This is a genomic window from Tardiphaga sp. (genome assembly GCF_028290785.1).
GTDB lineage: Bacteria > Pseudomonadota > Alphaproteobacteria > Rhizobiales > Xanthobacteraceae > Tardiphaga.
On the sequence record NZ_JAQGJD010000041.1, the window covers coordinates 1 to 9004 of the forward strand.

Annotated in this window: 10 protein-coding genes and 1 pseudogene; 8 read left to right on the plus strand and 3 right to left on the minus strand. The window is 65.5% G+C overall.

Going from position 1 to position 9004, the window contains the following annotated elements; genetic code table 11:
* The first annotated feature begins 104 nt into the window (after positions 1-104).
* The 6 genes from JWR89_RS02315 (at position 105) to JWR89_RS02340 (ending at position 5227) form a co-directional block, all read left to right on the plus strand.
* Entirely contained in the window at positions 105-1466 is a 1362-nt protein-coding gene (locus JWR89_RS02315) for a pitrilysin family protein (protein WP_299711327.1), read from the plus strand.
* Positions 1467-1729: 263 nt separating this feature from the next.
* Positions 1730-2149: an alternative ribosome rescue aminoacyl-tRNA hydrolase ArfB gene (gene arfB / locus JWR89_RS02320; protein WP_299711308.1), complete on the plus strand. Its 420-nt coding sequence runs from the start codon at positions 1730-1732 to the stop codon at positions 2147-2149.
* A 169-nt stretch (positions 2150-2318) separates the two neighbouring features.
* Complete coding sequence (locus JWR89_RS02325; protein WP_299711330.1) at positions 2319-2639, plus strand: c-type cytochrome; 321 nt, start codon at positions 2319-2321, stop codon at positions 2637-2639.
* A complete protein-coding gene (locus tag JWR89_RS02330; protein WP_299711310.1) occupies positions 2640-3035 on the plus strand; it encodes a VOC family protein in 396 nt (131 codons plus the stop codon).
* Between the two features lie 41 nt (positions 3036-3076).
* A complete protein-coding gene (locus JWR89_RS02335) occupies positions 3077-3619 on the plus strand; it encodes a gluconate 2-dehydrogenase subunit 3 family protein (protein ID WP_299711312.1) in 543 nt (180 codons plus the stop codon).
* Positions 3620-3658: 39 nt separating this feature from the next.
* Positions 3659-5227 (plus strand): GMC family oxidoreductase, encoded by a 1569-nt coding sequence (locus tag JWR89_RS02340; RefSeq protein ID WP_299711315.1) that lies wholly within the window; start codon positions 3659-3661, stop codon positions 5225-5227.
* Positions 5228-5392: 165 nt separating this feature from the next.
* Here JWR89_RS02340 and JWR89_RS02345 read toward each other — a convergent pair whose 3' ends face one another.
* Positions 5393-5701, minus strand: a complete 309-nt coding sequence (locus tag JWR89_RS02345; protein ID WP_299711318.1) for a ribbon-helix-helix domain-containing protein — start codon at positions 5699-5701, stop codon at positions 5393-5395.
* Positions 5702-5801: 100 nt separating this feature from the next.
* On the opposite strand from JWR89_RS02345, the pseudogene JWR89_RS02350 reads away from it, so the two are divergent.
* Positions 5802-5959 (plus strand): annotated as a pseudogene (locus JWR89_RS02350) (ATP-binding protein); the annotation flags it as partial.
* A gap of 115 nt (positions 5960-6074) precedes the next feature.
* Here JWR89_RS02350 and JWR89_RS02355 read toward each other — a convergent pair.
* Positions 6075-6413 (minus strand): hypothetical protein, encoded by a 339-nt coding sequence (locus JWR89_RS02355; protein ID WP_299711321.1) that lies wholly within the window; start codon positions 6411-6413, stop codon positions 6075-6077.
* A 289-nt stretch (positions 6414-6702) separates the two neighbouring features.
* Between JWR89_RS02355 and mutL the strand changes: the two genes are divergently transcribed.
* A complete protein-coding gene (gene mutL / locus JWR89_RS02360) occupies positions 6703-8535 on the plus strand; it encodes a DNA mismatch repair endonuclease MutL (RefSeq protein ID WP_299711322.1) in 1833 nt (610 codons plus the stop codon).
* A 96-nt stretch (positions 8536-8631) separates the two neighbouring features.
* On the opposite strand, the gene JWR89_RS02365 is transcribed toward mutL, so the two are convergent.
* On the minus strand, positions 8632-9004 hold a 373-nt coding region (locus JWR89_RS02365), incomplete at its 5' end, for a VOC family protein (RefSeq protein WP_299711324.1).

Here is a 9004-nt window from a genome sequence, read left to right on the forward strand (position 1 = left end):
CAGGTCCGCGACGCCGCGCAAAAATGGCTCGACAAGAAGCGTTCGGTCACCGGCTATCTGATCAAGGACACCGCGCCGAAGCGCGAGGAGAAGCGCTCGTGAACATGATCCGCATCACCCGCCGCGCGGCGCTGGCTTTCACCGCAGCTTTTGCCCTGGCCTCGCTGACCTCCGCCCCGTCGCGCGCCGCCGCAAAAATCCAGCACCTGGTATCGCCGGGCGGCATCGAGGCGTGGTTCGTGCAGGACGCCACGGTACCCCTGATCGCGATGGAATACGCGTTCGGCGGCGGTGCGGCGCAGGATCCCGCGGACAAGTCCGGCACCGCCAACATGGTCGCCAGCCTGATGGACGAGGGCGCAGCCGAGCTGGATTCCAAGACCTTCCACGAGCGGCTCGAACGCCGCGCCATCGAACTCAGCTACAGCGCGCAGCGCGACACTTTCCGCGGCTCGCTGCGGATGCTGACGGAAAATCGCGACGAAGCCTTCGACCTGCTGCGGCTGTCGCTCAGCGAGCCGCGCTTCGACGCCGTCGATATCGAGCGCATTCGCGCCCAGATCCTGTCTGGCCTGCGCCGCGAGACCAGCAATCCCGGCTCGATCGCCAGCCGCAAGTTTCTTGAGCTCGCCTTCGGCGACCATCCCTACAGCCGCTCGAGCAACGGAACGCTGACCAGCGTGCCGGCCATCACGGTCGATGATATCAAGGCCTACAAGGGCCGCATCGTCGCCAAGGACACGCTGAAGATCGCGGTGGTGGGCGACGTCGATGCAGCGACGCTCGGCCGACTGCTCGACCAGACCTTTGGCGGATTGCCGGCCAAGGCCAGCCTGGTGCCGGTGCCCGACATCGTCGCCACCAAGCCGCCGCAGAAGTCCTTTGTCACGCTCGACGTGCCGCAGACCGTGGTGACTTTCGGCAGCCCGGGCGTCAAGCGCGACGACCCCAACTTCATGGCGGCCTATATCGTCAACCACATCCTCGGCGGCGGCGGACTGACGTCGCGGCTGTACCGCGAAGTGCGCGAGAAGCGCGGCCTGGCCTATTCGGTGTCCGGCTCGCTGCTGTGGATGCAGCATTCCGGGATCTACCTCGGCAACACCGCGACCCGCGCCGACCGCGCCACCGACACCGTCGATACCGTCACCGCGGAAGTGAAGCGGATGGCGGATGAAGGCCCGACCCAGACCGAGCTCGACGAAGCCAAGTCGTATCTCAAGGGTTCGCAGATGCTGGCGCTCGACACCTCGTCGAAACTCGCCTCCGGCCTGCTGCAGTACCAGCTCGACAAGCTGCCGATCGATTACATCGAGAAGCGCAACGCCGTGGTCGATGCGGTGACGCTGGACCAGGCCAAGGCCGCCGCGAAGAAGCTGTGGGCCGACGGTCTGGTCACCGTCGTCGTCGGCCGCGCCCCACAGGCCGCCGCGATGCCGATCGTGACGGCACCGAAGGCGAACTGAGGCCGCAGCGCTGCGCGCTCTCTGGTCGTGATAGCTACCGCTCTCTCCCCGGTCGTCCCCGCGAACGCGGGGACCCATACGCGCTGGAGAAGAAACAGAAACGCTGTCGCCGCGGCTCTGCCGTTTCACTTTCGCTGAGGGTGGTTATGGGTCCCCGCGTTCGCGGGGACGACATGGAGAGGTCGGCGTGGATCAGGCGGGCGTTGCCCGCCTCACGTCGCGCAGAATCTGCTACACAGGCTCATCTTTCACCCGGTGACCCCATGCTGCGGATTGCGCGTAATCTCTCCATCGACGAGGACGACATCGAGGTGACGTTCGTGCGCGCCTCGGGTCCGGGCGGGCAGAACGTCAACAAGGTCTCGACCGCCGCGCAATTGCGCTTCGACTCAAAGCGCCTGACGATTCCCGAGGACATGGCGATCCGGCTGCGCACGCTGGCCGGCCAGCGCATGACCAAGGATGGCGTGATCGTGATCCACGCCCAGCGCTTCCGCACCCAGGAGCGCAACAAGGCCGATGCCATCGCGCGCCTCACCGAACTGCTGGTGGAAGCCGCCTTCCGCCCGGTGCCTCGCCGCGCCACCAAGCCGACTCTGGGCTCCAAGACCCGTCGCCTGGAAGGCAAGAAGCGCCGCAGCGACGTCAAATCCAAACGTGGCTCGGGCGGCTTCGACGACTGACACCACGTTCTTTGGGACCTGAGCAACAGCCCGCTACTACCACCGTCCGCGTGCCGCGACCTAAGCTCTACAACGGCGAACGGACGTATCCATGATGCGACGCACTTCTACCTCGATCGGATTGGCATTTTGCAGCGCACTGCTGGCGACTGACATCGCCGTCGCGCAGATGGCGCTGCCTGCCGCCAAGCCGCTCGATGAGGCGACCTTATTCAAGCAGCAGTGCGCCACCTGTCACGCCATCAACCTGACCGATCCGCCGCGCCAGGGACCGCCGCTCGCGAAGGTGGTCGGCCGCGAGGCCGGAACGCACGAGGGATTCCTCTATTCGCCGGGGTTGGCGCAGGCGCATTTTGTCTGGGATGAAAGCCGCCTCGACGCCTGGATCACCAATCCGCAAGCGGTGGTCGCCGGCAGCAGCATGGCGTACCGCCAACCAAAACCCGAAGTACGCGCGGCCATCATCAACTATCTCAAGGGACTAAACTGAATGGCCAAGCCTGTGCATTCGATGATCCGCGTTATCGACGAAGCCCGCGCGCTTGATTTCTACGCGCGCGCCTTCGGGCTCGATATCGCCGACCGGCTGGTTTTTCCCGATTTCGCGCTGATCTATCTGCGCCACCCGTCCTCGTCGTTTGAGCTGGAACTGACGGTGAATTTCGACCGCAAGGAGCCCTACGCCATTGGCGACGGTTACGGTCATCTCGCCGTGGTGGTCGATGACGTCGATGCCGAACACGCGCGCTTCGAGCGCGAAAAACTGCTGCCCGGACCTCTGCGCGATTTCAAGCATGACGGCAGCACGCTGGCGCGGTTCTTCTTCGTCAGCGATCCCGACGGCTACAAGATCGAGGTAATCGAGAAGGGCGGACGATTCGGATAGGCGCAACGAACCAAACAATCAAAAATTCCAAGGAGGATACAATGCGAGAAGTCGATCGACGCAGCCAATACAGCCGCCGGATCTTTCTCCAGGGCGCGGCAACCGCAGTACCCGTCGTCGCCGCAGTCGGCGCCGTCGCCATCGAAGATGCCTGGGCCGCCGACGCTACCGCGCTTGCGCCCGCGACCCTGAAAACCATGGTCAAGGTGGCGCGCGATATCTATCCGCACGATTTCCTGGTCGATAGCTACTACATCACTGCAGTCAGGCCGTGGGACGGCAAGGCCGCTGCGGATCCCGCGGTCAAGGCGATGCTGGAGGACGGTGTGCGCCGGCTCGATCAGGATGCCAAGGACCGCCACAAGCTCAACTACGTCCAAGTGCCGTGGGAGGCCGACCGCGTCGCACTGCTGCAGGGCATCGAACAGACCTCGTTCTTCAAGACGCTGCGTGGCGACCTCGTGGTGTCGCTCTACAACCAGGAAGCGCTGTGGCCGAAGTTCGGCTACGAGGGCTCCTCTGCCGAGCACGGCGGCTACATCAAGCGCGGCTTCAACGACATCGACTGGCTGCCGAAGGTCTGACCGGCATCGCGCAGCAAAAAACAGTTGGGAGGATACAGCATGGCCAAATTCGATCTCAATGACGACGGCGTGGTGGTGATCGTCGGCTCCGGCGCCGGTGGCGGCACGCTCGGTAATGAACTGGCGCAGAAGGGCGTCAACGTGGTGATCCTGGAAGCCGGACCGCGCACCGAGATCCAGGACTTCGTCAACAACGAATGGGAAAGCTTCACGCAGCTGGCCTGGACCGACATGCGCACCACGTCGGGCTCATGGCGGGTGGCGAAGGACTTTGCCAACCTGCCGGCGTGGATCGTCAAGTCAGTGGGCGGCTCCACCGTGCACTGGGCCGGCGCGTCGCTGCGCTTCGACGAACACGAGTTCAGGACGAAGAGCACCTATGGCAATTTGCCCGGCGCCAACCTGCTGGACTGGCCGGTGACGCTCAGCGAAATGCAGCCGTGGTACGTCAAGGCCGAAGACAAGATGGGGGTGACCCGCACCAACAACATTCCCGGCCTGCCCGGCAACAACAACTTCAAGGTCATGGAAGCCGGCGCCCGCAAGCTCGGCTACAAGGAGGTCCATACCGGCCGCATGGCGATCAACAGCGAGCCGCGCGACGGTCGCGGATCGTGTCAGCAGATCGGCTTCTGCTTTCAGGGTTGCAAGTCCGGCGCCAAGTGGTCGACTTTGTACACCGAGATTCCGAAAGGCGAAGCCACTGGCAATCTGGAAGTGCGCCCAGGCTGCATGGCGCTGAAGATCGAGCACGACGCCAACGGCAAGGTCACCGCGGTGATCTATGCCGACGAGGTCGGCAAGACCCAGCGCCAGAAGGCCCGCATCGTTGCAGTCGCCGGCAATTCCATCGAGAGCCCGCGCCTGCTGCTCAACAGCGCGTCCAATATGTACAGCGACGGCCTCGCCAACTCCTCCGGCCAGGTCGGCCGCAACTACATGCGGCACATGACGGGCAGCGTCTATGCGGCGTTCGAAAAGTCGGTGCACATGTATCGCGGCACCACCATGGCCGGCATCATCCGCGACGAGGCGCGCCACGATCCGTCGCGCGGCTTCCTCGGCGGCTACGAGATGGAGACGCTGTCGCTCGGCCTGCCGTTCATGGCCGCTTTCCTCAATCCAGGCGCCTGGGGCCGGCCGTTCACCAGCGCCATGGAGCAGTATCCGCGGATGGCAGGGATGTGGCTGGTCGGCGAGGACATGCCGCAGGAAACCAACCGCATCACCCTCGACCCCACAGCGAAGGACAAGTTCGGCATACCGGTCGCCAGCGTGCATTACGACGACCACCCCAACGACGTCGCGATGCGCAACCACGCCTACCGGCAGGGCGCGGCCGTCTATGAAGCGATCGGCGCCACGGTGACCTACCCGACCACGCCCTATCCGAGCACGCATAACATGGGCACCAACCGGATGAGCGCGAAACCGCGGGACGGCGTCGTCAACAAGTTCGGCCAGAGCCACGACATCAAGAACCTGTTCGTCTCCGACGGCAGCCAGTTCACGTCAGGCGCGGCCTGCAACCCGACCCTGACCATCGTCGCGCTGGCGATCCGGCAAGCCGACCACATCGCCGGCGCGATGCAGAGGAAGGATATTTGAGGGAGCCCTTCACCTCTCCTGCTTGCAAGAGGGTGCGGGTGAGCCAGTCATCGTAGGGTGGGCAAAGGCGCCCTTGCGCCGTGCCCACGCGTGTCAGCGCTGAACATAAGGTGCGTGGGTACGCTTCGCTTTGCCCACCTACCATTCCTCGGTCATGCCCGCGCCCTACTCCGCCGCCACCAGCATCTGCGCGCGGCCGTCGAACGCTGCCGGCGCAGTGCGCGAGCGATAGATCAAACACGAGCAGCGCAGCAGCGATGCGAAATTGCTGACCTCGCCGCGGTGGTCGAGCACTTCGTCATGCAGCGTCGTGCAGAATTTCGCCAGGCTCAGGCCCTGCCCCGCGGCGATTTCCTCCAGCGTGTCCCAGAACGACATCTCCAGCCGGATCGAGGTGCAATGGCCACCGATCCGCAACGAGCGGGTCTGCGATTCGTAGTCACGCGACGGCTGGTGGGCGAACAGCGTGCACATGGCGTTTCCTATCGTTTTTAGAGCTTTTCCAAACGATATACCGGGCCACGCGAGGTCACAATATTTTCGCGGTTCCCCGTCTCACGAACGCGGTGCAGCACAACGTGCTGACGTGGTGAAGAAACTGGTGGAGAACGCCATCGACACAGGCGCCACCCGCATCGACATTTTCAGCGACGGCGGCGGATCGGCATCACCGACGACGGCGCCGGCATGACCCACCCCGACCTGTCGCTGTCCGCCGACCGCCACGCCACACATTCCCCGCCGCGTCCGGCGAACGCCGGCGTTCAAACGAAAACGGCTCTCCCTTTCGGAAGAGCCGTGGCGCGCCCGCGCTTGGACCGCGAGCAAACTCAAACTTCAGATCGCGCTAACGTCGTTTGGCCCCTGCCGCGGCATCGCCGGCGGCGTCGAGACCATTTGGCGCCGCGCCAGGCGCCGCATTGCCTGTCGCGCCGGCCGTGCCGCGCGCCGTCCCACCGCTGCCGGAACCCACCGTGCCCTTGGTCGCGGCCCCGGCCTTGGCGCCGGGCGCCTGAGCATTGAGTTCGGTGTCAGCGCCTCCTGCCGCGCCGCCGCGCTGCATGGCGCCGCCCTGTTGCACGGTGCCTCGGGACTGGGTATCCGATGCGGCGCCCTGCGCCAGAACCGGGCCGGCCAGCATGGCCGAAAGCGTAAGGGCGATCGCCGAAGTTCTTACAATCTTCATTCGATTCTCCTGGATGGTCGCACGAGGACGGAGCCGCAGAATGTTGCGCCGCCCGCATGTTGCGGAGCCATCGATCGCACGAACCTATGCCGCGAGCGACGCAGGACCATGGAAGCCCCGGCGTGTGTTCGCAGTTGAGACACAGCGCGGTCATTTCGCGACGATCTTGCGGAAACCGCCGCATATGCGGCAGGCACCGATGCGGAAACAACGGGGAGAGATCGCCCGTGACCCTCCCGCCGCCCGGCAAAATCACCTAAATTAGCGCTCCATCGCCTGAGTCCCATTTATGCCCGTCCGCCAGCTCCCCGAAACCATTGTCAACCGCATCGCCGCCGGCGAGGTGGTGGAGCGGCCGGCCAGCGTGGTGAAGGAGCTGGTGGAGAACGCGATCGATGCCGGCGCCACCCGCATCGATATTTTCAGCGACGGCGGCGGCCGGCGGCGGATCGGCATCACCGACGACGGCGCCGGCATGACTCATGCCGACCTGTCGCTGGCCACCGACCGCCACGCCACCTCCAAGCTCGACGACGAGGACCTGCTGTCGATCCGCACGCTGGGTTTTCGCGGCGAGGCGCTGCCCTCGATCGGCTCGGTGGCGCGGCTCGGGATCACCACGCGGCATGCCTCCGAGCCGCACGCCTGGTCGCTCAATGTGGACGCCGGCGACAAGTCCCCGATCATGCCTGCAGCGCTCAGCCAGGGCACTCGCGTCGAGGTCAGCGATCTCTTCTATGCGACGCCGGCGCGGCTGAAGTTTCTCAAGACCGACCGCACCGAGGCCGAGGCGATCCGCGAAGTGGTGCGTCGGCTGGCGATGGCGCGGCCGGACATCGCTTTCTCGATGGCCGGCGAGGAACGCGCGCCGGTGACCTGGGCCGCGGCCCTGCCCGGCCCGGCCGGGCAATTGACCCGGCTCGGCGATATTCTCGGACCGGAGTTCAGGCTCAGCGCCATCGAAGTTCGCGCCGAGCGCGAAGGCGTCGTGGTCGAAGGCTTCGCCGCCGCGCCGTCGCTGACCCGCGCCAATGCGCTCGGGCAATACCTGTTCGTCAACGGCCGTCCGGTGCGCGACAAGCTGATCATCGGCGCGGTGCGTGCCGCCTTTTCCGATTATCTGCCGCGCGACCGCCATCCAGTGGTGGCGCTGTTCGTGACGCTGGACCCGCAGGAGGTCGATGCCAACGTGCATCCCGCCAAGACCGAGGTACGCTTCCGCAATGCCGGGCTGGTGCGCGGGCTGATCGTGCATGCGCTGAAAGAGGGCCTCGCCCGCGAAGGCCGTCGCACCGCCGCCAATAGCGACGGCGCGGTGCTGGACTCGTTCCGCCCGAATTTTGCGCCGAACTTTCCGCCACGCCCGAATGCCAACTGGGACTGGCGGCGCTCGCCGTCGTATCCCGCGGCGTACCCGACAGGCCCGATGCCGGGCTTCGACGGCTCGGCGGCGCTGGCCGAACCCGGCCAGGCGGCGTTCGATGTCGGCACGCCGACCGCGGATGTGCGCTTCGAGGCGGCGCCGAACAACGACCTGATCGATCGTCCGCTCGGCGCCGCGCGGGCGCAATTGCACGAGAACTACATCGTGTCGCAGACCCGCGACGGCATGATCGTGGTCGATCAGCATGCCGCCCACGAGCGCATCGTCTATGAGCGGCTGAAGGCATCTATTGCCGCCAACGGCGTGCAGCGCCAGCTACTGCTCATCCCGGAGATCGTCGAGATGGACGAGGCCACCGTCGAGCAACTGCTCGACCGCGCCGAGGAACTGGCGGGCTTCGGCCTCGCAATCGATTCATTCGGCCCGGGGGCAGTCGCGGTGCGCGAGACGCCGTCTTTGCTGGGCAAGACCAACGCCGGCTCGCTCTTACGCGACCTCGCCGAGCACATGGCGGAATGGGACGAAGCGCTGCCGCTGGAGCGACGCCTGATGCACGTCGCCGCCACCATGGCCTGCCACGGCTCGGTGCGCTCGGGGCGGCGGCTGAAGCCGGAAGAGATGAACGCGCTGCTGCGCGAGATGGAAGACACGCCGAACTCCGGCCAGTGCAACCACGGCCGCCCGACCTATGTGGAGCTGAAGCTCAGCGACATCGAGAAGCTGTTCGGACGGCGCTGACCCGTAGGGTGGGCAAAGGCGCACTTGCGCCGTGCCCACCATCTTCCTCGCGGAAACGTGGTGGGCACGCTTCGCTTTGCCCACCCTACGATCGCATCACATCTGATACTTCGCATCCCGATCCAGCAGTTCGATGGAAATCCCCAGCGGCCCGCGGATGAAGCACACCCGCACGCCCGGACGGATCGTGGTCGGCTCCTTGGTGAACACCACGCCCTTGGCCTTCAGCGAATCTGCGACGGCATCGATGTCCTTCACCGACAGGCCGATATGATCGAGACCCTGATACGGCGTCACCGGCGGCGGGTTGACGCTGCTCGGGGCGTCGGCCAGAAAAATGATGCCGCCGCCGAGCTTGATATCGGTCCGCGCGGCTCCGCGCACGATCTCGGCGCCGAGAATATCGGCGAACCACTGCGCCATCGCCTCGACGTCGGGCGTGCGGATATGGACGTGGTCCCACGTGTAG